This window comes from Luteolibacter sp. AS25, from assembly GCF_046736275.1.
Classification (GTDB): Bacteria; Verrucomicrobiota; Verrucomicrobiia; order Verrucomicrobiales; family Akkermansiaceae; genus Luteolibacter.
Genome location: NZ_CP151837.1, coordinates 857928 through 882404, shown reverse-complemented (window position 1 = coordinate 882404; position 24477 = coordinate 857928). Strand labels below are relative to the sequence as shown.

Here is a 24477-nt window from a genome sequence, read left to right as displayed (position 1 = left end):
GTGCGGCATCGCGCCGGAGCCCTGAACTATGGATGATGGATTACAGGGTGACGTTGATTTTTATGACCTCCTGGTCTCTCACGACCTTGAGTTCCACTTCACCTTTCATCTTGGCAACGACCTTCTTGAATTGCTTCACGTTGGCTGTCTTACGATTGTTCACGGCCTGAATGAGATCCCCGTTCTGCACGCCCGCTTGCTTGGCGCGTGAAATCGGTCTTGCGTTTGAGACAGCGAGGCCGCCGTCCTCCTGGCTTACTCCGAAGGCAGAGAACTCCACGCCGGAAAGCTCGGTAAGTGTCAGGCCAAGCCATTCAGTGGTCGGAGCGCCGTTGCTTTCTCCACCGTTCTGGGTGTTCAGCGCAGGAATGACCGGTGTCCGGGCAATTTTCTTGAGCGAAGGCTTTTTCACCCCGAACTGATCCATCGGGAAGTTCTTGAAGCCGATTTCAAATGCCGGGGAGCCTTCCTTCACGCTGAAGTCGGCTTTGGCCGGATCCACAAACATCGGATCACCGAAGATGGAATTCTCATCCCAGCCCAGTTTCTGTGAGATACCCATGACCGCGCCTTTGTCCGCGAAGTAGAGGTTTTTGTCCACGCCATCACCTGCGTTGCCTTTGGAAACGCCCGCCGGTTTGTGCTTCGCCATGAAGATATTCGACTTCACCACATTCTCGCTGCCCTTATACCAGACGTGGGGATGCAGGCCGTTATTGACGGTGATGTTGTTCCAGGCGTGGCGGCGATAACCTTCACGCAGCTTCAAGCCATTGTTCAGCATCAGGTTGTTGTAGATATCGTAATTGGTGGAGCCATCGTCCAGATCGATGTCCCAACCGTGATCACAACGCCAGCGGCTATCGCGGATGACGGTCTTTTTACCAGCGTCGAGGAATGGCATTTCAGGATACTTCTTCACCGCAGCCTCGGTCACCGTCCTGTCCTTGTGCCAGAAGCGATCCCTACCCCATGAGTTGAATGAACCATGATCGTGGGTTTCCAGCACGGTATCGAACACATCGCAGCGCTCGATCAGGTGCCCGCCCCAGGTTCCTTCACTGATGTTGATCCCTGCTCTGGCAGTATCGTAGATGGAGCAATCACGCACTGTGATGCCCATGGCCATGGAGATCTGCACGCCGGCAGGTTGACGCTCCACGCGGCCGATGCCGTGAATCAGGCAGTCTTCCACCGCGGAGTCCGCCGGGTAGTTATTGGTCTTCGGTCCCGGAGTGCGATCGATTTTCATCAGATCATTCGTCTCGCGGTATTCAAACAATGGCTCCCGAACTGCATCCGGATCACCGACGAAACATACGCCACTGGCTCCGGCATCGTGGATGTGGCAGCCCTTGACCACTACATCGCGGTTATAATTGTTCACAAAGACCGCGTTTCCACCGACCTGATCGAACTCCGTATCCAGAATCCGGACACCCTCGGTCCCGGTCAGGAAATAAGCACCACCACGGTAAATCGCCCAATCCGAGCGCAGGAGAGGCTCCTTAACGTCCATGAAAGTCCGGGCCGCGTGGCGCACCACGAATCCCTGCAGAGTGATGTTTTTGACGGGACTGGACTCGCTGCCCTTGAACTCAACCAATTGGCGCAGGCGAACCACCTCTACCTTGGCTGCATTCAGATCGGCTCCCTCTTCAGGCTTATAGTAGAGGGTATCGGTCTTGGCATCGTGATACCATTCCCCGGCCGCATCCAGCTCCTCGAAGATGTTTTCGACCATGCGGTAGTCTTTGTGCATGCCCATCTGGCGGTTGTTCTGCCAGCCGCCCTCGTAGGTGACCGCTCCTTTGCCGTCTTTCCCTGTGATCAGGTAATGGTAGCCGCCCCAGCGCTTGCTGTGCATGGCGTGGATAAAGCCACCTGCCGGATCCGCCCAATTTTTCGCGCGTTCCGGGGAAAAGGCATCAGCGGAATATCCCTGGTAAGGCTCCGCTTTTTTCGCCGGATCATAGTTCGGGTAGCGCGCCATGCGCTGGTTCCTGCCATCGATGAAGACCTGATCGATCTTCAGGCCCGCAGGTGTCTTCGCCTGATAGATGCCATCCTTGTAAGGCTCCCAGGTGACATCGAGCTCCGATCCTCCACTGAGAACGGCTCCACCTTCATTCACCGAACGATAAACCACAGGGCTTCCCTCCTTGCCGGAGTCTTCCGCAGTGAAAACCAAGGTTTCCGGCAGGTAGTAGACACCATCAGCGACGTGGACTGTCACCGCTTCTTTTCCCGCAAAACGGGACGCTGCCTCTTTGGCCGCAGCCATGGAGCCAAGCGGTGCCGCTTTGGTTCCCGCATTGGAATCATTTCCGGAAGGGCTTACAAATATATCGGCTGCCGGGGCAAAACCGAAAGCAGCCAGCCAGCAGGCGGCCGTTAGTGTCAGTGAGGTGTTCGTCATTGTTTGAGGTGGGGTCTAGAGGTTTGTTTTAAAGTTATCGATATAGGGATTTCCATGTCCTCAGGGGTTGAGAATACGTGGTATGCCTGAGTTTCTTTCTAAAGTAATTGCAGAATCTTCCATGCAGGCCAGCCAGAAACTTTCCGGAGGCAATCATTTCACCGATTACCATACAACCGCCCACCCCCTGATCATCCTGAAACAGGGAAACCAGCAGGTGGCGTGTGCGGGAAGATTGCGACCGTGCTATCTGGTTTTATCACCTTTCCAGAGCTCGATCTGATCAAGCGGGAGATCGTTCTCCTGCTTCGGGCCGGCCGTGCTGCGGCCATTGCCGATGTCCTCCTTAAGCTGCGCGAGAAGTGTTTCCACGATCTCCGGATTGCTCACGTAAAGGTTGTTCTTTTCGCCGGGATCGGCTTCCAGATCGTAGAGCTGTCCCTCGGGTGCATCGGCTACCTTTGCCATCGCCTTTTCAGTAGGTGCGGTCCAGCCGGCGGATCCTTTTGCCAGCAGGAGCTTCCACTTGCCCTGGCGATAGGAAAAGTGCCCGCTCACACTGTGGTGGATGAGTCCCTTCCGGGAGAAATCCACCGGCTCTCCTTTGAAAACCGGGAGAATGCTCTCACTATCCTCGCCGGCATTCGCAGGCAATTTCTTGCCCAGTAGTTCAGCGCAGGTCGCCAGCAGGTCTGTCTGACATGTCAGCACATCGGAAACGCTGCCCGCGGAAATAACCTCCGGCCATTTCACCAGAAACGGCACGCGATGGCCGCCCTCCCAGAGATCCGCCTTGGAGCCACGGTATTGTGCGCTGGCGAAGTGCCCGTTCTCTTCCAGTTGCTTGAACCCGGCCGCTTTGGAGCAGCCGTTATCGCTGGTGACGATGAGTATGGTGTTTTCTGCGATCCCCTTGGCTTCCAGCGCCTTGACCACCTGGCCCACGAAGTCGTCGGTCTGCATCATGTAGTCACCGTAGCGGCCGATGCCGCTTTTCCCCTGCCACTTCTTGCTCGGCACGATGGGTGTGTGCGGCGATGGCAGTGGAATGTAGATAAAGAAAGGCTTCTCGTTCTCGTATCCGGAAATGTAGTCCACGGATTCCGCTGCCAATTTATCCAGAACTTCTACTGCTTCAAAGTCCTCGCTGGCCGGTCCCGGACGTGCGAATGCCTTGGCATGGGTGCCTTCACCAACCCAGTTTCTATCCCGTATCCACACGTATGGCGGGTAATCAAGCGAGGCTGTGATGCCGAACCAGGAATCGAATCCCAGATCGACCGGGCCGCCCTGGATGGTCCCTTTCCAATCGATATTGGAGAGCTCCGAAGGATCGAAAGCGCCTTTCTTCATCTTCTGGCGCAGCTTGCCGGCGGGTTCTGCCTTTTTCCCATCGGTTGTCGGAATATCCAGCCCCAGATGCCACTTGCCTATCATCGCTGTGGTGTAGCCATTTTCGCTCAGGAAGCTCGGCACCGTGGTCCTGTCGGTATGAATCAGGGGTAAGCCATAGCCATCGAGAACGTGCCACTGCAGTTCCGACCTCCAGTTGTAGCGACCGGTGATGATGCCATATCTGGTAGGCGTGCAGACAGAAGATGTCGTATGCGCATCGGTGAAGATCATGCCATCCCTTGCTACCTGATCCATGTTCGGTGTGGGGATTTTGCCCCGCTCCGGATTCAGGATCTGCACATCGCCGTAGCCCATATCATCGGCAAGGATGTAGACGATGTTCGGCCTCTCCACATCGGCCTGGGAGAAATGAATGCCAAGGCAGGTCGCCATGACTGTGAGAATCAGATTTTTCATAGTGTTTTATTTCCTAACGTTTAGAGATACTTTGTCGATTGCGGGTTTGCAGAAATTCTGTCCGGTATCGGTCATGCGCATTTCAAACTGGAACGCATAGCCCTCCGGCAGACCGGACAAATCCATTTCCGCGGGTATTTTGGAGACCTGCTTGGAAAACCCGGGAACAGCCTCGTAGGTCTCCTTGACCTCCTTCCATTCCGTCCAGTGATCGATGGAACCGTCTTTACCGGTATCCACGCCCACCCGGACTTCCACACCCCCGACCCACGGCCCCGGACTCACGAAATCGTTGGGGGTCTGGGTGACGAGATAGAATTTCCCCTCGGCGAACATGATGTCCGGATCCGGGTGACCCTTTCCAACATTCCCGCAGAAGGTGAATTGCCCATCGATACTGGAAGAAGTGAACCAGGCTACGCTCATGGCCGTTTTATCACCATCCGCGGTAGCCGGATCGAAATCCCCGAAAAGGTAATACTGCCCGCCAATGGAAATCGCAGCCCAGTCTCCATAGGCATTCTGCTCCGGCTCGTGGATTTCGTATTCTCCAAATGCCCGGACATCCCCGGCCTTGATACGATGCTGGGGAATATCCACCGGAGCGGGTTTCGTGGGAAATAGATCTTTTCTATCCCCCATATGCCAATGCGGATGAAAGTATTCCGCGAACTTACCGGTCGGATTCGTCCGCTCATCGATAGGCGGCGTCATGATCTTGAAGTCCCCTTTTCCATCCTTGCTCACCGCGTGCATTGCCAGTGGCGAGTCCCAGCCGTGCGTGGAAGGATCGATCGGGCTCCAGTCTTCCAGAATCAGGTGGAAATTCCCGTCCAGATCACGGATCACGGCGCAATCCGATCCGTGTGAAGGATCCGCGAAAGCCAGCCCCATGTCCTCACCCGGCAGGCCATCCGTCAGATCGGAATCGATCACAAGGTGCGGATCCTGATCGTTCGGATAATCATAATAGATATACGTCTTCCCATCGATGAACTCGGCAGTTGTCACACAATCCGCCAGCGGCGGAGTGACCGCGCCGTGAAAAACCCAGTTTACCATATCCCTGGTCTGCCAGCCGTAGTAGCCGCCCTCTTCCTCCTTGAGGCCACCCGGAGCCACGAAAAGATGCGGATTCCCGGTGCTCATGAGTGGGATATCGAATCCCTCCAACTCCGCACTGGCCACCGGCTTGGCATCCTCGCTCGGCTTGTAGCGCCCGAACAGCCAGTAATTACCCTCACCGACCCGCAGAAATACGGGCGCATCACCCACATTATTCGGCCCTATCTGACCGATCGGACTCCAGTTCTGCCAAGCGGTCGACTGGCTGATTGTGATCGATCCCGCGGAGCGTTTCTCATCAAAGGATTTCAGCTTACTTTGAAAGAGAGCCTCCTTTGCCGTGGACGTCGCCGCGCCATCCTTCAATTCCAGATTCGATTGCGTGGCGGTAGCCGACTGCCAATCCTCTTGGCTGTCGATTTCCCAGAGGAGCTCCGCATGTGCGATTCCGGCCATCACAAGGACCAATGTCAGTGGGTTATTTTTCATCGTATCTTTTCCTTCAATGCGTGTGTTCTTTTATGAAATCAATCACCGGTGTGGGATCATCCATGCCGTGCGAGTGCCCTTTCTCTTCGATAATGACTTCAATCGAGCCACCGAGAGCCTTGTAGCGTTCTTCCATGATCGCGTCGTTCTCTTCATAGGGAACCGCCTGATCCTTGCTGCCGCAGACCAATAGGATCGGCACATTGGCCTCCGCCAGAGGCCTCAGCAAATCGATCGGACTTTCCTTGCTGGCAAGCGCCTCCTGGTCGGTAGCGAAGCCGAACTTTTCCTTGAAATACTCCCATGCCGCATGATCACCGCTGCCCACTGAATCATTGCCAGGGACAAGCTTTCCAGCCGGCCAGCTCATGAGATTGCACACCCCGTTGTCCACATAGATGCTGCTGACCTTTTCCGGATTCTCCGTTCCCCAGCGAAACAGCGACAAGGTCCCCCGGCTCATCGAGGCCATTGAGCACTTCTTCGAAAACCCATACTCTTCCGTTAGTAGCTCGTAGGCGGCATCGATATTTGCGTTACCGCTCGGATGTCCGGAAACATCACCGTGAACCAGCACCACGTGATACCCCTGCTCCACCAACTTCAAATCAGCATCGCGGAACTTCGGGACTGCTTCCCAAAACAAACTGCGCCACAGCCATGGCTTTCCGGCGGCAGCCTCCTTCGGGGCGATCACCTTCACCGGGACTCCGGATTCCGTCAGAAACCGGTAGCTATCAAACCCCTGGAAATCACTCATTTCCCCTGGCAAAGCACCTCCCGATCGGGAATCGACAGACCCGCCACCCTCCGCCGTTTCCAGTGATTCCTCTATCGCCTCGAACCACTGGCGAGCCATCGTTTCATTGCCCGTCCCGTTCGGGTGGAGATTGTCAGGGCACATGTTTGCTTCGTAGGCATTTTCGATCGGGGTGAACTGATCCACGAAATAGATATCCCGACCCTTTGCCCGGAATTCATCCACGATCTCCGGCACAGACTCATTGAAAACCATCACGTTTGTCCGTTCCACTTCTATCCGACGGTTCGGCGGAATACTGGCTAGAAATACCTTCGGCTGCGCTATCGCCGGGAACGAATAGATCTGCTCAAGCAATGCACGAAGGCGATCAGGGGCCTTATCCAACTCATAGCCGCGCCCCACATCATTTGTCCCAAGCATGATCAGGATAATATTCGGCTTCACCTCCGCCAGACGCCCGCTTGTCCAACTCTTCTCAAGAATGGAACTCATCCCCTCCCGGTTCTCATCACCAATCAGAATCCCCGACACACCCGAGTGATAGTGAAACAAATTTTCGCCGACGGTAGCCCCGGTCTCAGGCAGGCCGTCCACGTTCTTCGCATAATGCCCTGTGAAGCTGAATTTATAACCCTTCCCGTCCAGTAAATCGTAAAGCGCTTTCCTGGGCGAACCCTCCGGATCCCGATCCGCATTTCCCTGGGTAATGGAATCACCGACAAACCAAATCGCCCCGAGTTCTTTCTGATCCACTTCCGAAGAGGCGGGAACAATTGATATCGAAATAGATGACATGGTGAAGGCCAGAAACCTGCCGATCATATGGAGTCTCATAATTTTTATAACCCTTAAAAAACCGATACCGCTATGATTCAGCAAATGTGTGACAGCTATCCCTTGAAAATCCCGCCCTTACCTACGGCTGGAAGAAATCCGTGCGGAACGGATAGGCGGGCAGCCCTTCACCATTGACCAGATTGACCTCCGGTTTTCCCGCAAACGCATAACGCACAAACTTCGGCCCGGCCAATCCGGTTGCTTTCAATTCCACGGTTTCCCCTTCGATCCTGGCATCCGCTACCACCCAGTCCCCTGAATCGTCAGCCAGCCAAAAACCGGCAGGAGTATTGCCGTCAGATGTTTTCAAGCCTTCGGCATGTTCGAAATGGACCGTGATTGATTCGCCGTTCTGCTCAACTTCCGATCTCACCGGACCTTCCGCCACCACTTCCTCATGCCCGAGTGTATCGCGCGCAGCTAGCAGCGCCAATCGCTGACCCACCGGAAGTTTATCCTTGGGGTGGACATTTTTCAGATCTCCCAGATCCACGGTATTCACCACGCCCGAATGTGGCAGCGCCAAAACCTGTAGCTGCGCCTCCCGCATCCACGCCCAGGAATGCGCAATCGGACTTTCCGGAGACTGATCCGGGCTTCCCGGCAGAATATCGCCGTAACCGGGCAACATCACCGCCAGGAAATGCATTCCATCATTTTCCCATTCACTCCGCAGGCGCTTCACCCACTGAGTCAGAACCTCGCCGTAGATCAGCATCCCGGAATTCCGCGAATACCATGGCTCCTCGATCATACCACTCATCGACTGCGTATTGCGCTCTCCCTGATACCAGACCAGGCCCCGGCACGCGTATGGAGCCAGCGGAGCCATCATCGCATTGAAAAGAACGTTCGTCTGGCGACGCAGGAAAACATCATCCGCTTTTCCCCACGGGCGTGGACCATCCAGGATGCCCTGTATCTTCTCCCGGGTCTCCGCATCGGCATCGAACTCCTCCATCATTGTTTTGAAATGAGGCACGGTCTCCACCATATCACGCGGCATCCATGCCTCGAGCGATGAGCTACCCCATGAGGTCAGTATAATCCCGACAGGGACATCCGCCGCCTGCTCCAGAAAATACGAGAAAGCAAAGGCAACGGCACTGTCCGGCTGAGTGACAGCCCACTCCCCACCGCAGTATTCCTGCTCAGTGAAAGCCACCGTATTCTCCACCTGGAAGCTGCGGATGTTCTTCGCCTGAGGTATCAGATCTGCGACCTCGGGGACCACAGCCACCCTCATTTGCATGTTCGACTGCCCGGAGCAGATCCAGACCTCCCCAACCAAGACATCGTTGAGAACAATCGCCTCTTCCCCGGCGCCCTCCACGCCCAGGACCGCTGGCTCGAATGAAGCTTCGAGCGGCTCCAGATCAGCCCTCCACTTTCCATCGGCATCCGCCTTGGCCTTAATTTTCTGATCAAGAAAGGTCACCACCACCTCACTGCCGGGCTCACTCTCACCCCACACAGGCACAGTTTGCCCGCGCTGGAGAACCATGTGATCCGTAAACGGGGAGCCTAATTTCAGCCCCGCTGAAACAGGCAGAACAAATATAGCCTGAAGCAAACAAACCGAAGCCGCCGCGCGGCCTGTCCAAATCCTGTTCCTCACGAATTTCCGTAACATAATTCTCCTACGTTACGGATCACCGGAAATTGCAGCAAAATTAAAATCAATCATTCCCCGTTCCAATCCGGATACCTCCGCGAGGAGAACGAGGTGATTGATCCTACCACTGCTCAGGCCCGACAGTTATTTTTTGCCGGATTTGTATTCGTTCAGTAGCTCCTTCATCTGCTGGACAACCTCGGGATACTCGCTGAACAGATTTTCCGTCTGATTCATATCAGCCTCGAGATCATACAGTTGCGCTACCTGTGAGCTTTTCTTCAATCTGCCGTTTTCGATATCGCTGTTCGGCGTTCCAACCAGTTTCGCAACTGCCGGGCCACCCCACGCATGCTGGTTGGGTTTGGAGCCGTTAAAGCCGCCGTCGCTTCTTGAAGGAATGAACATCCATTTCCCGTTTCTTACCGACATATGGCTCTTCTTGTGAGGTGTGACCACCATTTCGGTGCGCAGTGGCTCCGCGGGATCTCCAACAAGAGCGGGAAGCATATCGATACTATCCTTTTGATCAGGTGCGCTCAGCTCCTGCCCGGTCACCGCGGCGAATGTCGCCAGCATATCTACGTTGTTCAGAAGTTGACCGGAAACAGTCCCGGCCTCGATTTTCCCCGGCCACCAGGCGATGAATGGCACGCGGTGTCCACCCTCCCAGATACCGAATTTCGAGCCCAGTAGATCGCCATTGATCTTGTGCCCCAGCTCGGCGGCCTGCCGGCCACCGTGGTTGAACATTCCACCGTTATCGCTCGTGAAAATGATGAGTGTGTTATCGGCAACTCCCGCAGCCTCGAGGCTTTTCCTCACTTCACCTACGATCCAGTCCAGCTCCTGGGTGAAATCCCCATACGGACCTGCCTCGCTACTTCCCTGGAATCGCTTGGCCGGGGTGAACGGGTGATGAACATTCGTCGTCGCGAAATATAGGAAAAACGGTTTCCCCTCACGGCTCTCGATCCAGTTGGTGGCCTTTTCCGTCAACTTGGTGCCGACCTCGAAATCATTGAATTGCTTGTGTGCCTCGACAGCACCACCAAACTGATTGTCCGAGCGTTGTGCGGCCTCCTTCGGGATCGGAGTAAGAGGAGTAGGCGTGCCTTTTCCACCCTTACCGATAAACACCAGCGGATCCTCCGGATCACCGCCGACGATATGGTCATTCTCCACATAGACGTAAGGTGGCGCACTGTTCACCACAGGCATACCGAAGTAATAATCGAAACCCAGATCCTGCGGTCCGGGGCTCAATGGCTCCTGCCAATCGTTTTTCCCTTCCTTGAAACCGAGGTGCCATTTGCCGAAGGCAGCCGTATCGTAACCACTGTTTTTGAATACATCGGCGATGGTGAGCATCCCGGTATCAATCAGAAGTGGCTCGCTTATGGGTGCCGGTCCCCAAATACCCTTACCGCCGTTTCCACGGAACGGGTATTGTCCTGTCATCAAGCCGTAGCGTGAGGGCGTGCAGACCGCCGAAGACGAGTGGGCGTCGGTGAATTTTTTCCCCTCGGAGGCAAGCTGATCGATATTGGGAGTTTTTAGTTTTGTCGCCCCGTAACAGCCCAGGTCGCCATAGCCGAGGTCATCGGCGAAGATAAGAACCACATTGGGAGGTTTTTCTGCGAAAGCGCTCAGGGAAGTGAGCGACACTGCGATTGTGGAGAGTATCAGTTCTCGTTTTTTCATTACTTGTTTCTTCTTTTAATTAAATTTTCTCTTATTCGAAAGTTCACAACTTCCCACCAAGGAGATCGGGAGCGTTGATGGTGGCTTCTTATACGTCGCTATTTTGCCATGCTCAGGGGGACAGGATTTTCAACCGTTCCCGCGGGCCGGACGCCTCCCTTCATATCCTTTTCAAAGCCCTGCATCGCTTCCTTGAGCCGCTGAACGATCTCCGGATGGCTGGCTGCTACATTCTTCTTCTCTCCGATGTCCTCGCTGAGGTCATAGAGCGCTTCCTTGCCATCGGTAATACGGAGTTTCCATGAATTCCAACGCACCCCCTCCAGCACACCCCAGTGGGCGTAGAAAAAATATTCGTGGGGGCTGGCCGCGTCCGTAACCAGGGCCGGCATCATGTCTTTCCCGTCGATGACCAGATCATCCGGCAATATTGCGCCACTCAGCTTCGCGAAGGTTGGCAGCACATCGATTGTTGAGAGCACCTTGTCATTCACCAGTCCTGCCGGAATCCCCTTCGGCCAGCGGATCACGGTTGGCACCCGCTGACCGCCCTCCAGCGTGCTCCCCTTCCTGCCGCTCAGAGGCTTGGCGGAACCCCTGGCAGGCCCGTTGTCGCTGGAGAATATCACGATCGTATTGTCATCGATGCCCTGCTCTTTAAGAGATTTCAGAATCTCACCCACGGACCAATCGATTTCATAAATTGTGGTAGGGAAGAGACCGGGCTTTCCCTTGCCCTTTGTTTTGAGCTCCTCCGCATATGCCTTTCTAGCCTCGGGGGAAGCGGCTAAGGGCGCGTGCGGTAGCGGATGCGCCACGTAGAGAAAGAAGTTTTCATCCTTGTTCCGCTCGATGAAATCGACCGCCCGCCCGGTGATGCGACGAGTCAGATATTCATCGTCCGGGGCCATCTCGATGACCTTTTCCCCCTCCAGCACGGGCAGTGGCGGGAAGTTGAATATTTTCTGACTCGGGTGCGAAGGCGCAATATCGTGACTGTATGGAATGCCGAAATATTCCTCGAAACCCTGACGCGTGGGCAGGAATTCAGGTTGATCCCCCAAATGCCATTTCCCGAACATGCCTGTTTTGTATCCAGCCGATTGGGCCACTTCAGCAATGGTCAGTTCCTTTGGGTTCAGTCCTCGTCCGTCCGCTGCCAGACATACGGCAAACCTTCTGCCTTCCGGAATATTCTTCTTCTGAATCTGAAGGGAAGAAGGCACATCCATATCGATCCGGGCCGGGTAGCAACCTGTCATCAGAGCAGCCCGTGAAGGAGTGCATAGTGGTGCCGCCACATAAAAGCTCGTAAGCCGCGCACCCTCGCGGGCCATCTGATCAATGTTGGGCGTATAGACACTCTTGCTACCGAAGCAGCTCAGATCGGCATAGCCCTGATCATCGGTAAAAATGACGATAAGATTGGGTTTCTCCGCGGAATATGCGGTGCCGCATAATGCTACCAGGATAATGCTGAGTAGGTATTTTGATTTCCTTGTCATTGGTGATGGGGCTCCGATTTGAACGATTTACTTATAAAATTCCGTAGCACCTAAGACTAATCGACAGAGGGCCAACCGGGGCGTTGATCGGTGCCTTTTTGCCCCACTTCGCCCAGCTCCACGCGGATCTTGTCAGCCTCTTTCAGCAGCGTATCCACCAGTTCAGGATTGTTTCCTGCCTCGTTTTTTTCCTCTCCGATGTCATTTTCCAGATCGACAAGGAACGGCTTATCCAGCGTTTTGAAATAGCGGCCTCGCCCGGCTTCCGCCCAGTAAGGCAGATCTTTTTCCGAGCGTGGTAAATGCAATTTCCACTTACCTTTGCGGACTGCCTGAAGGTTGAGGCCATTGTAGTAGTAGAGATAATCGTGCGGTGATTCCTGTGAATCTCCCGTCAGGATATCGCGGATATTCCTGCCATCGATTTTACGATCCGCGGGCAAATCGACCCCTGCAAGATCGGCCAGCAGCGGGAAAATATCCATGCTGCTGAGAGTCACATCAGAGACCTGACCGGCCGGGATTGTCCCCGTCCACCGGAAGATACCAGCAACGCGGTGCCCGCCTTCCATGGTCGTGTATTTACTACCCGCCAATGGTCCGGCACTCCCAACTCCTGTCTGGCCGTTGTCAGCGAGAAAGACGACCAAAGTATTTTCATCCAGCTCATTCTCGCGCAGCGCCTGCAGCACTTGCCCAACGCTATCATCAAGTTCGGCAACGAAATCAGCATACTTGCCCTTCCTCGTTTTCTTCAAAAAGGACTTCCCCGGTAGAATCGGTGAATGAGCGATCTGATGCGCCATATAAATGAAAAACGGCTGATCCTTAGGCTGTTCCTCGATGAATTTCACGACCTCCTTGTTGTAGCTCGGGGTCAGCTTCTGAAACTTCACGTTCTTCTGCAGAATTTCCCGATCGCGAACGATTGCTTTGCTCGTGGGCAGTTCATCTCCGCTATAATTATGGGGCAATCCATAGTAAGTATCGAATCCCGCATCCATCGGATGAGCACCCTCGGTATCAAAACCCAGATGCCACTTACCCACCGCAAAAGAGCGATAGCCAGCTGGCTTGAGCAGCTCAGCCAGCGTGATCTCATCGGGACTCAAACCGTAGTATCCACCACTCTTCGTGGTGTAGTCCGAGCGATAGAAAGGGTGGCCATTGCGCATCGGGTAGCGCCCCGTGAGAATCGCCGAACGTGAAGGGCTGCACACATTGGCAGCGACAATCATATCTGTGGAACGGAATCCATCCGCCGCCATCTGGTCGAGTGCGGGAGTGGAATATTTCGCCCCATAACATCCGAGATCTCCGTATCCCAGATCATCAGCAAGAATGACGATGATATTGGGTTTCGAGGCTGTGGCAGCAAAAGCTGTGGAGACAGCACCGAATACGAGAGTGCCGATGAGGGAAGTAATTTTGCGCATTAGGTTTTTTTGGGGTTTCAAGGAGTGATTTGCTTTCAGATTATGGAGTAAACAGGCAGTTGGAAAAGCGGACCGCCCTCTATTGTATTCGCGGTGGTTAGTCGTTTTGGGACAGTGAATTGCGTCTTAGCAAAATCAGTCAGACTGAAGTCACCCGCTCCGGCTTTGAAATTGCTCATTCCTTGTCCTGCGGATTTATCAAACCATGGGGCCGCTGGTCCGTGCCGATAACATCGATATCGCCGATTTCCCTACGGATGCGCTCCGCCTCTTTCTCCAACTCGGCGGCCACCTCGGGGTGTTTCGAAATGACATTCTTCTTCTCCCCCGTGTCATTCTTCATATCGAATAACAATGGATCTTTCAGGGAAAGATACGGCTTCCGCGGCCCTGTGCCTTTTCTTGCCCAGTATGGTTGATCTTCGATCGTCCGTGGTAGCTGCAGCTTCCAGTTTTCGGTGCGGACTCCCTGCAGGTTCACTCCATTGTAATAGTAATAATAGTCGTGCGGGCTTTCCTCGGTCTTCCCTGTCAGCAAATCGATGATGTTTTTCCCGTCGATCGTTCGATCGGAGGGCACCTCTACGCCCGCCAGATCACTGAAAAGCGGCATCAGGTCCATGCTGGTGATCATTGCATCGGAAACTTGACCGGCGGGAATTTGACCCGGCCAGTTGAAAATCCCGGGCACACGATGCCCGCCCTCCATCGTCACATACTTTCCACCAAGCAATGGCCCTGCCGATCCAAACCTGGCCGGTCCGTTATCCGACATGAAAACGATCAGTGTATTGTCCGCGATCCCGGCCATTTCGACCGCCTCACGCACCTGACCCACGCTGTGATCCAACTCCAGGAGAAAATCCCCGAATTTCCCGGCCTTTTTCCCGGCAGAACCTTTGAACTGCTTGCTCGGAAGGATGGGGTCATGGGCGATGTGGTGGGCAAAATAGACAAAAAATGGCTTATCGTGCTCACCTTTGATGAAATTCACGACCTCCTCGGTATACAGGTTCGTCACTTTCTCGAAAGGCACCTTCTCCTCCTGCACCTCGCGGTTGTGGTAGATCGTATCGGCATCGCCCAGCTTCTTGGAATAATTGCTGTGCAGCCCGAGGTAATCATCAAATCCGGCATCCAGTGGATGAGAGCCCTCAACGTGAAATCCAAGGTGCCATTTTCCAACCATCTTCGTGTAATACCCGGCGGACTTCAGGTGCTCCGCGATCGTGATTTCCTCCGGAGCGATTCCGTATTTCTCGTATTTCCCGGTATCGTGTCGGGAAATCGGATGTCCCGCGCGCAACGGATAACGCCCGGTCATTAGAGCTGCCCGCGATGGACCGCAGACATTTGCCCCTACCAGGCAATCGGTGGCGCGCAGCCCGTCTGCCGCCAGCTTATCGATTTCCGGTGTCTTCAGCGGCGATCCATAGCAACCCAGATCACCGTAACCCAGATCGTCGGCGAAAATCAGAATGATATTCGGCTTCTCCGCAGTCGCCGCATTTCCGGGCTGCATTAGAGCAGTGAATGCCAATGCCAGAAGTGTTCCGAGTCTCCGTTTATTTTTCATACAGGTCATTCTATCTCCAAATTTTCACCGACTTTACGTCGTTGGCAGAAGCGCCACCTTCAGTGCTACGCCCATTCTCAACATAGGTTTCCAGCTGACCCAGCAAGCGCTCCACCACTTCCGGACGGGAATTATAAAGATTATTCGTCTCACCCGGATCAGCTTCCAAATCATAAAGCTGCCCTTTCGGAGCATCCTTGGCCGGCTTCTCTGTTTTGAAGCCTCCGGAAGTGCGGGAAAGCACCAGCTTCCATTCTCCCTCCCGGTAGGCGAAGTTTCCTTTGATTGAATGATGAATGATCCCCTTTCGGCTGGTTTCGATTTCTCCCCCATTTAATGCAGGCATGAAACTGACACTATCCTCACCGGCATCGGCGGGTAATTCCACACCGCTCAGATCCGCGCAGGTCGCCATGAAATCCGTAAGACAAATCGTCGCGTCAGAGCTTGATCCGGCTTTCACTTTCGCAGGCCATTTCACTAGAAACGGAACTCGGTGCCCTCCCTCCCAGATATCTGATTTATACCCGCGGAACTGGGCGCTGGGGAAATGTCCGTTCTCCTCCATTCCGGCCACATCGGCCTGCGCGTAGGAACATCCGTTGTCACTGGAAATAATCAGCAGCGTATTTTCATCGAAGCCATTTTCATCCAGAGCCTTCACAATTGTCCCCACAAAGTCATCCGTCTGCATCATGAAATCACCGTATGCGCTCAGGCCGCTTTTCCCCTGCCACTTCGGAGTCGGCACGATTGGCGTGTGGGGGGATGGCAGCGATAGGTAAGCGAAAAACGGTTTCTCCGCACTCTGCTCAGCTATAAACTCCACTGATTTCTCCGCCAGCTCATCCAGCACATCAACCACTTCGAAATCCGGTTCCGCCGGCCCTTTACGCTTCGGGTGAGGTTCTTTCAAGACAGTGGCCTCACCGACGAACCTATCGTTCTCAATATAAATATACGGTGGCATATCCAGTGAGCCGGAGATCCCGAAAAAGTAATCGAAACCGAGCGCATGTGGACCATCCGGTATCTTTCCCTTCCAATCGATCTTATCCATTCCGCCACCCTTCGGGAAATTCATTCCGATGTGCCATTTCCCGATCATCGCAGTCTCATATCCCTGCTGTTTCAGCAAGCTGGCGACCGTCATACGGCTGGTGGGAATCAGCGGTTTACCAAAGCCATTGAGAACACCGGACTGCTTGGTCGTGCGCCAGTTGTAGCGCCCCGTCATCAGACTATACCTGCTCGGGGTGCAGACGGAGGAGCTGGTGTGCGCATCCGTGAAGACCATTCCCTCTGCCGCCACTTTGTCCATATGCGGTGTCGGAATCTTACAGCGCTCCGGATTCAGGGAGTGAACATCGCCGTAGCCCATATCGTCCATGAGGATGAACACCACGTTTGGCAATTTCTCCCCGCCCACGGCATTACAAATTCCGGAAAATAGCAGGAGGACAGCGCTGGTTGATGCGGATATTTGGCGGTTCATAATTCTTATCGATTACGCCAATAACTTCAGCGGATCTGCAGGACGGCGGCGGATTTCCGCCACCTATCCACACATCTTCCGTTTTTTTTGGCGAATCAGTTTGCTTACTATTCGTGACGGACCACGCCTATCTTGCAAATAATTTCCTAAAATTCTGGTATCGACCAGCCAATGGTCAGACGTGAGCACCTCCGCGATCGTTGTTTCATCAGGTGAAACTCCGGATGAATGGAGCCCGGATCCGCCTGTCTTGCCAAGTGAAACGGATAGCAACCCTTCGACAACGCGGCGCGGGATGGACCACATACCGTCTGGGCTTAGTGATCCGTAAAGAGAATTCCGTCAGCGCCTGCTAATGTGATTACACTCAGAACATTCCACCCGAAAAATCACGCTAGGCCCTCATCGGGATTGTCCGCCTCAACCCGATTGCAACTGCTCCAGTTCGGATATTTTCAACGTAAACGGCGTCGGATATTTTTTAGTAACAATTTCGGCGGAAAATGACTTCATCGGCTTGATCGTCACTTCTTCTTTGTTCGCTATTATCGTCCCGCATAGAGGCATGATATCGCTCCACAATAGTAGGGACGTGATTTTCCCTCTCCTTGCGATCTTACTTTCTTTGTCGTAAACCGAAAGATAGGCCACGGAAACCGCCTCGTTGGGACAGATCCGGTATGAGACTGTGATCGAATAGTTCTTCGTTTCCTTTTGCTTCAAGGTAATTTCAATCTCGGACCCCAGACTTCCATATTCGTCGAAGGTATCGGAAATCTTTATCAAACCTTCCTTGCCCTGCTGATTTGCGGACGTCAGGGCGACTTTGATCAGTTCCAGGAAGATTTCCTCATCCTCCTTTTCCTTACCGCTCAGCCTTGTTGGGGGAAGTGGTAAATATGAGTAAACCACACGAGCTCCCCCCCATTGTGAATCCTGCGTATTTCCGCCCGCTTGATCGGATTCCTTGATAAATGAGATATAAAGGTGATCACACCCTCCTATGCTGAACTCTTTCTCCCTGAGCTTTCTACAGATCCGGGTTGCTACGTGGTTCAACCTCCGTTTCTGATCGCGGGAAATCCCATAACTAGCCTCAAGGTCCGCAGGTTGAGCGCGCCCGGGTTGCCATGTTTTCTCGGCACCGAAAAGGCGGATATCGATTATCGGTTTATCGGGCATGGCTTCTTATCTCACATAAAGATCCCATTTTCGCAATTCCCCTCGTGGAGGCATGCGTTCAATGAAGATCAATACAAACTCATCCCGAAATCCGCTCTAAAGCACGAGGAAAGTTTAACAATAAAGAAGCTATCCCGTTGGACCCGCTCACTTCATTTCTTTCAGGAACTCAACCACTTCGGAAGGCTCTGCCCGTTCACGATAGTTCGCGTTGAGAAATGCCCAGCGGATAATTCCCTCCTGATCAATCACGTAAGTGGCTGCCAGCGGAAGTTTCCGGGCGCCGGCATCCTCGCCATTGAATTTGATAAGATCGTTCTTCGGTTTATAGAGTTCCGCCACCTCGGGCGTCAGCTCGAAGACCAGTCCATACTGATCCGCCACCTGATGGTTCAGATCCGTCAGAACCTCGAATTCCAAGTTATTCTCCTTCTTGGTATCCTTGCTATGATCGGGCAACTCCGGAGTGAGAGCCACCAGTTGTGCGCCGGTCGCCTCGATTTCGGGCAGCTTTTGCTGAAACGCAGCCATGGCGATATTGCAATACGGGCACCAACCACCGCGATACCAGGTGAGGACCACTGGGCCGTCCTTCAGCATTTCGGAAAGCTTCACTTCCTTTCCGCTAGCATTCTTCAGGGTAAAATCCGGCGCTTTGTCTCCCACTTGCTTGGCGGCCTCCACGATCCCGGAATTCGCCACCACCTGGATGCCGCGCGCGTATTCCGCACTTCTGGCAGGGTCGCTTTTCTTTCCAGCAGCCGCAGCACGCGTGCTCAACTGCTCTGCCAGGCTTATTTCCTCTTCGGCCCATAGTCCTCCCGTGATGGAGGTAAAGAGAAGAGCGGAGATGGCCAGCGGTTGGAGACTTGCTTTCATGATATAGTGGAGGGGCAGCGGGATAATATATTTCAAAAGAATCTACTTTTTTGTCATCGAGTTCCGCATCTCGGTGATCAACTCCGCATCGGAAGTCTGTCCTCCACGCTGGAATGCATCGATGAGGTTGTTCAGCACCCGCACAAGCACCGTTCCAAGATCGACGGTGCCTTCGAGCGCGAGGACCTGCTCACTGCTGAGCTCGTTTGAAGGCTCAGTGAGAACCTCCTGCGAATGCACCTTGCCCTTGTCATAACAATCCACGATCAGTGGAGTTCCATCTTCGAAGATCCGGCAGAGGAAATGCCCGGGAAATGAGATCCCCTCAACCTCCAGCTCGAGGCGCTGCCCCAGCAACATGAAGATCATTCCAAGACCGATGGGGTTGGAAAGCCCCTCCGCGATGCACCAGGCCAGATCCGAGTTCCGCGGGTCATAGTAGTGATTTTTATTCGGCCCCAACCTACCGCTTTCGAACAGCCAGATGCGCAGACTATCCCCGGTGGTGCAGCCTGCCTCGGTGGCTTCCTCCGCGAGGAGATCAAGAGCATCGGAAAGCGGCTGACGGATGGATACACCATCGTGGAGGAAATCAGAAAGAAGGCGAAGATGGCTTTCAAAAAGATCCCAGTCCCCTCCCAGAGCGGCGGGGCCGAAGCTCGGAGTCAACCACTCATCGCGCAATGTATTGCGGCGTGCCGGCTTCAGGATTTCAGCGAGGATCGTCTTCTCGGAATCGCCCAGAGTGGGCGCTGCCTCGGGAAGGAATTCGCTGAGATCGCCACCGAATTCCGCCAGCCTGTGCGTCACCCCGGAGCGCACCTCTGGGGTGTCGTCGTCCAGTAAGCGGAGCAGTGCGGAGAGTTCCTTCGGATTTGGTGGGGATGCGTTCACTAAGGGAAAGCCAAGCCCAGCTGTGGGGCACCCGCAAGCAGTAAAAACGTGCTTCGGAAGTCGAATAAAAGGAGGAAAATGGTGCGCGATACTGGGTTCGAACCAGTGACCCCCTCCGTGTCAGGGAGGTGCTCTACCACTGAGCTAACCGCGCTTTCCTTTTCGGACTGCCGTGGGCGGGGAAACTAGTGTGAAACTTACAGATTACGCAATCACTTTTTTGGAACTAATTACGCTTTACCACCTGTGCCCCACTCAGAATCCCACGAAACCCATATACCACTGCCAGATCTTCCATCCGCCGAACATCCAGGCCACGCAGCCCATGGCCAGAAACGGGCCGAACGGCAGCTGTTTTCCGAAACCTATGCGCCCGACAAGAGCAGCAACAATAGCGAACAATGATGCGCCGAACAGGGAGAAAAACACCCCGCTCCAGCCGAAAAATGCTCCGATCATTCCCAGCAGATGCACATCCCCCATTCCCATCGCCTCGCGCGGGATCACCGCCCCATTCGCCCGGCCGCTTAGGGAGACCATTTTCTCCAGCTCGAATTTCCGGCCATCTGCCAGTTCGATCCCCGTCTGGTGGATTACCAGTTTTCCAGCGCCGGTTTTCGCACCGTCCACCACTACTTCCGTGGCATCCACAATGAGCTTATCCGTCTTTCTGGAAAAAATATCCCACCATGCTATAGGCTCCTTATCGATCACGAAGAGCATGGGATCATCATCCCCCACCGGCTCCTTCAGAAACCACTCCACCTCCGCCTCGTATTTCATCTCCTTGCGCCCGAAGGCCTTTTTCCCAAGCTCCACAACCAGCCATAGACCGAAAAATCCGGCCACCCAACCCACTGCCCCATCGATCAGTCCTTCCAGCCAGCCGAGGTTAAAGCCACCCATCGCCGAAAGCTGCGGCCATACAGCACAGGCGATCAGGCCAACAACGGAACCACCCCACGTAAGATGCGTGGGAATGATCAGGTGCTCCGCATCAATATAGGTGATGGCCACCAGAATGGCCATCAAGGCCCATAGGAACGGCGCCACCTGTGGCGGAAACATCCACCACACCAGCCCAAAAAGGATGGCTGTCAAAATCTCTACCGCAATGTAGCGGAAGGGAATAGGTGCCTTGCAGTGTCCGCATTTTCCCCGCAGCAAAAGCCAGCTCACCACCGGCAGATTCTGCCACACGGTCAACTTGTTCTTGCAAAGCGGGCAGAAGGAGCGGTTCGGCTTGTTCACCGACATGCCAAGCGGCAGCCGATAAATTACCACATTTAGAAACGAGCCAATACAGGCCCCGATCATCACCGCCGGTATCAACCAAATCCAATGGTCCAGCGGTGGATAGATCACAGGCATGCCCGCCACCTTTCGACTTCACGCTTTACGTTCTCAATCGATGGAGCTCCGGTATTTGTCCGTGCGGCCAGAGCCGTCTGCAGGGAAAATACGGATTTCATCTCAGGAGTGTAGGCTTCATCGATTTTTTCCAGATCCAGCTCATCCAGTGGAACTCCGCTCTCCACGGATTCAGCCACCGCCTTGCCGACCAGCTCGTGGGCGGAGCGGAAAGGCACGCCGCTTTTCACCAAGGCATCCGCCAGATCAGTGGCAAGAAGCATAGGATCGCTCGCAGCAGCCAGGCACCTGTCCTGACGCATTTCCATCGCACCGATCATTTCCGTGTTCACGGCCAGAACCAAAAGTATCGTATCCACCGAATCGAACAGTGGTGGCTTATCTTCCTGCAAGTCACGGTTGTAGGTGATCGGCAGACCTTTCATCGCCACCAGCAGATTCATCAGATTCCCGACGAGTCTTCCGGTTTTGCCACGGGTGATTTCACAAACATCCGGATTTTTCTTCTGCGGCATCAGTGAGGAGCCGGTGGTGTGCTCATCGGAGAGTGTCACGAAGCCAAACTCACTGCTGCACCACAGAATCAGATCCTCGCTCAAGCGCGAAAGATGCACGCCCATCATCGAAATGGCGAACAGGAGCTCCGCGATGTAATCACGATCCGCAATCGCATCCATCGAGTTATGCGTGATACCATCAAAGCCCAGCTCCTTGGCGATCGCTTCCCGGTCCAGATTGATGGTCGATCCAGCAAGTGCACCCGAGCCCAGCGGAGAAACATTCAGCCGCTTCCGGCAATCCGCCATCCGGCCCTTATCACGCTCCAGCATCTCCACGTAGGCGAGCAGATGGTGGCCTACCGTCACCGGCTGACCGCGCTGAAGATGCGTGTAGCCCGGCATCACAGCCGCGGCATTTTTATCGGACTGATCCAGAAGCACATTCTGCAGAGCAGTGATCGCCTCCAGCATGGAATCGATCTGCGTGCGGCAATACAGACGCGTATCCGTAGCCACCTGATCATTCCGCGAGCGGGCAGTGTGGAGCTTTCCACCAGCAGCACCGATCCGCTTCGTCAGCTCTGCCTCGATATTCATGTGGATATCTTCCAGAGAGGTCCGGAACTCGAACCGCCCTTCCCGGATATCCACCTCGATCTCGCGCAGGCCTTTTTCGATTTGGGAGAACTCCTCATCGTTCAGCAGCCCGGCATTCAGTTGCGCCCGGGCATGGGCGATGGAACCCGCCACATCGTGCGGGTAGAGTCTCCAGTCATAGGAAATCGATTCACCGAAATCCTGGACCAGCGTTGATGTATCTTTTGCAAAGCGTCCTTTCCACATATTAAAATTCTCCGTCTTTATAGAATCCTGCCGGGACTACTTTCCTCTCGGCATTCGTATTCGCGAAGACCACATCGCCCTCGACGATGACTCCTTCTGCAAAGGTAATGGCACCTTCCACTTTCATGGAGTTGCACTTGATCAGGCTAGGCACACCCAGCGGATCCAGCGCATCCACCAGCTTGTATTCCTTGGAAAGTGAAACATCAGGCGGCACGCCATTTCTCTCCGCACGCAAACGCACCTGACCGTCCTCCAGCACCTCGTAGGCATCCGAGCGCAGGGCCAGCAGATCCGCCGTGGTTTTCACCGGGGCGAAACGGCTGCGCGGCACATCCACCGCCATCGCACCCTCGAAGCACTCGATCGCAGAGCCCATCGCGATCTCCAGCTGGAAGACCGGAGTCGTCGCGGAATCCCGTGGATCGACCGTCTTCTTGTTCTTAATCATCGGCAGTGGCAGAGCACCGGAATCCGCGACCAATTGCGCCTTCAGCTTCTCCAGATTCAGCCAGAGGTTGTTGGTATTGAAATACTTGTGCTTGGAAATATTCTGGAACTCGTCCAGCTCCCCGTCGTCGCACTGCGCTACTTCACGCAAGAGCAGGCGCCCATCGCTGATCCGTTTCGCGAGATGGCCACCCTTCTTGTCGGCCGAGGTCCGGCGGGTGACTTCCATCATGAATGGAGCGTCCGATTCCGCGAAAAAGCTCAGGAGCGCCGTATCCATGATCGCGCCGAGGTTATCCGAATTCGAGACGAAGGCATATTTGACACCCTCCGCCAGAAGCTTGTCCAGCCAGCCACTGCCGACCAATGCAGGATAGACATCTCCATGACCCGGCGGGCACCATTCCTGGGAGGGATCCTTCGGCCACTCCACCGGCTGCATCGTTGCCGCATCGATCTTCGGCACCATATTCTGCATCATTTCCACCTCATCGGCGGACCCCAGGCCCTGCTCCGCGTATTGGGAAAGATGATTCAGGGTATCCTCGCTTGTGCTGAAGCTATCCATCAGCAGGAGCCTCACCTTCTTTCCGCTCTGCTCGCGCAGGGAAAGCGTCTGGCGCACCATGAGATCGAGGAAATTCACACCCTCGCGCACCGAGAGCAGGCTCTTCGGCCCCTGAAGGCCCATTCCTGTTCCCAGGCCGCCATTGAGTTTCACGATCGCCACCTGCGCCAGCAATTCCGCATCGTCACGGCTTTCCAGCTCCGCAGCCTTCGGCAAATCATCCGCGGGCTCGATCGTATTTTCCGCGATCATTCCGGTCTCATCCCGCAGGAGCGACTCGTAGTTTCTCTTAAAAACAGCCACCGCGGCATCGCCCATGCCTGCCGCTCTCATCTTGATCTCAAAAGCATCAAATTCGCTCATGAGGAAATTCTCCACAGCCCGCCCAGCGAGTAAACCACTAAACGATTTATAGGGTGGCCAAATAGCGGGCGCACAGAGCACTCCATGTCTCCAGCCGCTCGTAGAGCTCTCCGTTGAGCTCATCCACCGTGGCCCAGGAAAGATCCGTCAGCGCATCCTCACGCGAAGAAACTTCCTCGCTCTCCAGCTCCACCAAATGCACCACACCCAGGTGAACCTGACCCACCGGATTTGATTCATCATTGAGCAGCCCGATCACGCGCATCTCGTAGTCGCACTGGATGTCCAGCTCCTCATCGATCTCACGCTGCACGGCGGTATAATAAACAGCCGCACCCAGATTTCCCACACCCACATCCACAGGATTGATGTGTCCACCCACTCCCACTGAAATCTTCGAGTGCAAACGGCTCTCACCGCCCGCCTTGCCACGGGTGTAATGCAGCACACGGTCACCACATTTGAAAATGCAATACGGGATCAACTGCTTGTGCGAGGGATCTTCTTCAGCCTCCGCGCGATCCATGAAAAAATGATTCCCCTCCTCCAGCATCACCGCCATCGCATCATCCGCCCCATCCTTCTGGAAGCCCTCGAACATCCCGATCTCCTCCAGCAACTCACGCTTCACCACCAGAATTTCCTCACCTGCATATTTGGACATGCGCAAACCCTGAAAATTCCACCTCCTCTCCGCAACAGAATTCCTCC

Annotated in this window: 17 protein-coding genes and 1 tRNA gene; all 18 read right to left on the bottom strand. The window is 54.5% G+C overall.

Features of this window, described 5'->3' with window-relative positions; genetic code table 11:
* Nucleotides 1–40: 40 nt before the first annotated feature.
* On the bottom strand, nucleotides 41–2419 hold the full coding sequence (locus AAGA79_RS04150; protein WP_411827513.1) for a PDZ domain-containing protein: 2379 nt from the start codon (nucleotides 2417–2419) through the stop codon (nucleotides 41–43).
* A gap of 246 nt (nucleotides 2420–2665) precedes the next feature.
* A complete protein-coding gene (locus AAGA79_RS04145; RefSeq protein WP_411827512.1) occupies nucleotides 2666–4231 on the bottom strand; it encodes a sulfatase family protein in 1566 nt (521 codons plus the stop codon).
* Nucleotides 4232–4237: 6 nt separating this feature from the next.
* Nucleotides 4238–5785: a hypothetical protein gene (locus AAGA79_RS04140; protein WP_411827511.1), complete on the bottom strand. Its 1548-nt coding sequence runs from the start codon at nucleotides 5783–5785 to the stop codon at nucleotides 4238–4240.
* A gap of 13 nt (nucleotides 5786–5798) precedes the next feature.
* Nucleotides 5799–7382, bottom strand: a complete 1584-nt coding sequence (locus AAGA79_RS04135; RefSeq protein ID WP_411827510.1) for a GDSL-type esterase/lipase family protein — start codon at nucleotides 7380–7382, stop codon at nucleotides 5799–5801.
* 82 nt (nucleotides 7383–7464) lie between these two features.
* Complete coding sequence (locus AAGA79_RS04130; RefSeq protein WP_411827509.1) at nucleotides 7465–9018, bottom strand: sialate O-acetylesterase; 1554 nt, start codon at nucleotides 9016–9018, stop codon at nucleotides 7465–7467.
* A 126-nt stretch (nucleotides 9019–9144) separates the two neighbouring features.
* Nucleotides 9145–10704 (bottom strand): sulfatase family protein, encoded by a 1560-nt coding sequence (locus AAGA79_RS04125; protein ID WP_411827508.1) that lies wholly within the window; start codon nucleotides 10702–10704, stop codon nucleotides 9145–9147.
* A 98-nt stretch (nucleotides 10705–10802) separates the two neighbouring features.
* Nucleotides 10803–12209, bottom strand: a complete 1407-nt coding sequence (locus AAGA79_RS04120) for a sulfatase (protein ID WP_411827507.1) — start codon at nucleotides 12207–12209, stop codon at nucleotides 10803–10805.
* Nucleotides 12210–12265: 56 nt separating this feature from the next.
* Nucleotides 12266–13645 (bottom strand): sulfatase, encoded by a 1380-nt coding sequence (locus AAGA79_RS04115; RefSeq protein ID WP_411827506.1) that lies wholly within the window; start codon nucleotides 13643–13645, stop codon nucleotides 12266–12268.
* A gap of 175 nt (nucleotides 13646–13820) precedes the next feature.
* Entirely contained in the window at nucleotides 13821–15221 is a 1401-nt protein-coding gene (locus AAGA79_RS04110; protein WP_411827505.1) for a sulfatase, read from the bottom strand.
* Nucleotides 15222–15231: 10 nt separating this feature from the next.
* The gene (locus AAGA79_RS04105) at nucleotides 15232–16716 is read right to left on the bottom strand and encodes a sulfatase family protein (RefSeq protein ID WP_411827504.1); all 1485 of its coding nucleotides are present in this window, start codon (nucleotides 16714–16716) and stop codon (nucleotides 15232–15234) included.
* Nucleotides 16717–17136: 420 nt separating this feature from the next.
* A complete protein-coding gene (locus AAGA79_RS04100) occupies nucleotides 17137–17898 on the bottom strand; it encodes a hypothetical protein (RefSeq protein WP_411827503.1) in 762 nt (253 codons plus the stop codon).
* 147 nt (nucleotides 17899–18045) lie between these two features.
* Complete coding sequence (locus AAGA79_RS04095; RefSeq protein ID WP_411827502.1) at nucleotides 18046–18777, bottom strand: peroxiredoxin-like family protein; 732 nt, start codon at nucleotides 18775–18777, stop codon at nucleotides 18046–18048.
* Between the two features lie 42 nt (nucleotides 18778–18819).
* The gene (locus tag AAGA79_RS04090; RefSeq protein WP_411827501.1) at nucleotides 18820–19671 is read right to left on the bottom strand and encodes a transglutaminase family protein; all 852 of its coding nucleotides are present in this window, start codon (nucleotides 19669–19671) and stop codon (nucleotides 18820–18822) included.
* Between the two features lie 79 nt (nucleotides 19672–19750).
* Nucleotides 19751–19825, bottom strand: a tRNA-Val gene (locus AAGA79_RS04085).
* Between the two features lie 101 nt (nucleotides 19826–19926).
* On the bottom strand, nucleotides 19927–21042 hold the full coding sequence (locus AAGA79_RS04080) for a prepilin peptidase (RefSeq protein WP_411827500.1): 1116 nt from the start codon (nucleotides 21040–21042) through the stop codon (nucleotides 19927–19929).
* Entirely contained in the window at nucleotides 21033–22385 is a 1353-nt protein-coding gene (gene argH, locus AAGA79_RS04075) for an argininosuccinate lyase (protein WP_411827499.1), read from the bottom strand. Before argH ends, AAGA79_RS04080 begins: the two co-directional genes overlap by 10 nt.
* Nucleotide 22386: 1 nt before the next feature.
* Complete coding sequence (locus AAGA79_RS04070) at nucleotides 22387–23766, bottom strand: UTP--glucose-1-phosphate uridylyltransferase (protein ID WP_411827498.1); 1380 nt, start codon at nucleotides 23764–23766, stop codon at nucleotides 22387–22389.
* Nucleotides 23767–23812: 46 nt separating this feature from the next.
* The gene (locus tag AAGA79_RS04065) at nucleotides 23813–24430 is read right to left on the bottom strand and encodes an NUDIX domain-containing protein (protein WP_411827497.1); all 618 of its coding nucleotides are present in this window, start codon (nucleotides 24428–24430) and stop codon (nucleotides 23813–23815) included.
* Nucleotides 24431–24477: the final 47 nt, after the last annotated feature.

What these genes read in the sequence shown, in the direction of transcription:
- AAGA79_RS04145 (WP_411827512.1), bottom strand. Translation starts at nt 4,231, where the DNA reads ATGAAAAATCTGATTCTCACAGTCATGGCGACCTGCCTTGGCATTCAT.
- AAGA79_RS04120 (WP_411827507.1), bottom strand. Translation starts at nt 12,209, where the DNA reads ATGACAAGGAAATCAAAATACCTACTCAGCATTATCCTGGTAGCATTA.
- AAGA79_RS04070 (WP_411827498.1), bottom strand. Translation starts at nt 23,766, where the DNA reads ATGAGCGAATTTGATGCTTTTGAGATCAAGATGAGAGCGGCAGGCATG.
- AAGA79_RS04130 (WP_411827509.1), bottom strand. Translation starts at nt 9,018, where the DNA reads ATGTTACGGAAATTCGTGAGGAACAGGATTTGGACAGGCCGCGCGGCG.
- AAGA79_RS04100 (WP_411827503.1), bottom strand. Translation starts at nt 17,898, where the DNA reads ATGCCCGATAAACCGATAATCGATATCCGCCTTTTCGGTGCCGAGAAA.
- AAGA79_RS04135 (WP_411827510.1), bottom strand. Translation starts at nt 7,382, where the DNA reads ATGAGACTCCATATGATCGGCAGGTTTCTGGCCTTCACCATGTCATCT.
- AAGA79_RS04140 (WP_411827511.1), bottom strand. Translation starts at nt 5,785, where the DNA reads ATGAAAAATAACCCACTGACATTGGTCCTTGTGATGGCCGGAATCGCA.
- AAGA79_RS04150 (WP_411827513.1), bottom strand. Translation starts at nt 2,419, where the DNA reads ATGACGAACACCTCACTGACACTAACGGCCGCCTGCTGGCTGGCTGCT.
- AAGA79_RS04125 (WP_411827508.1), bottom strand. Translation starts at nt 10,704, where the DNA reads ATGAAAAAACGAGAACTGATACTCTCCACAATCGCAGTGTCGCTCACT.
- AAGA79_RS04110 (WP_411827505.1), bottom strand. Translation starts at nt 15,221, where the DNA reads ATGAAAAATAAACGGAGACTCGGAACACTTCTGGCATTGGCATTCACT.
- AAGA79_RS04095 (WP_411827502.1), bottom strand. Translation starts at nt 18,777, where the DNA reads ATGAAAGCAAGTCTCCAACCGCTGGCCATCTCCGCTCTTCTCTTTACC.
- AAGA79_RS04065 (WP_411827497.1), bottom strand. Translation starts at nt 24,430, where the DNA reads ATGTCCAAATATGCAGGTGAGGAAATTCTGGTGGTGAAGCGTGAGTTG.
- AAGA79_RS04080 (WP_411827500.1), bottom strand. Translation starts at nt 21,042, where the DNA reads ATGCCTGTGATCTATCCACCGCTGGACCATTGGATTTGGTTGATACCG.
- argH (WP_411827499.1), bottom strand. Translation starts at nt 22,385, where the DNA reads ATGTGGAAAGGACGCTTTGCAAAAGATACATCAACGCTGGTCCAGGAT.
- AAGA79_RS04105 (WP_411827504.1), bottom strand. Translation starts at nt 16,716, where the DNA reads ATGAACCGCCAAATATCCGCATCAACCAGCGCTGTCCTCCTGCTATTT.
- AAGA79_RS04115 (WP_411827506.1), bottom strand. Translation starts at nt 13,645, where the DNA reads ATGCGCAAAATTACTTCCCTCATCGGCACTCTCGTATTCGGTGCTGTC.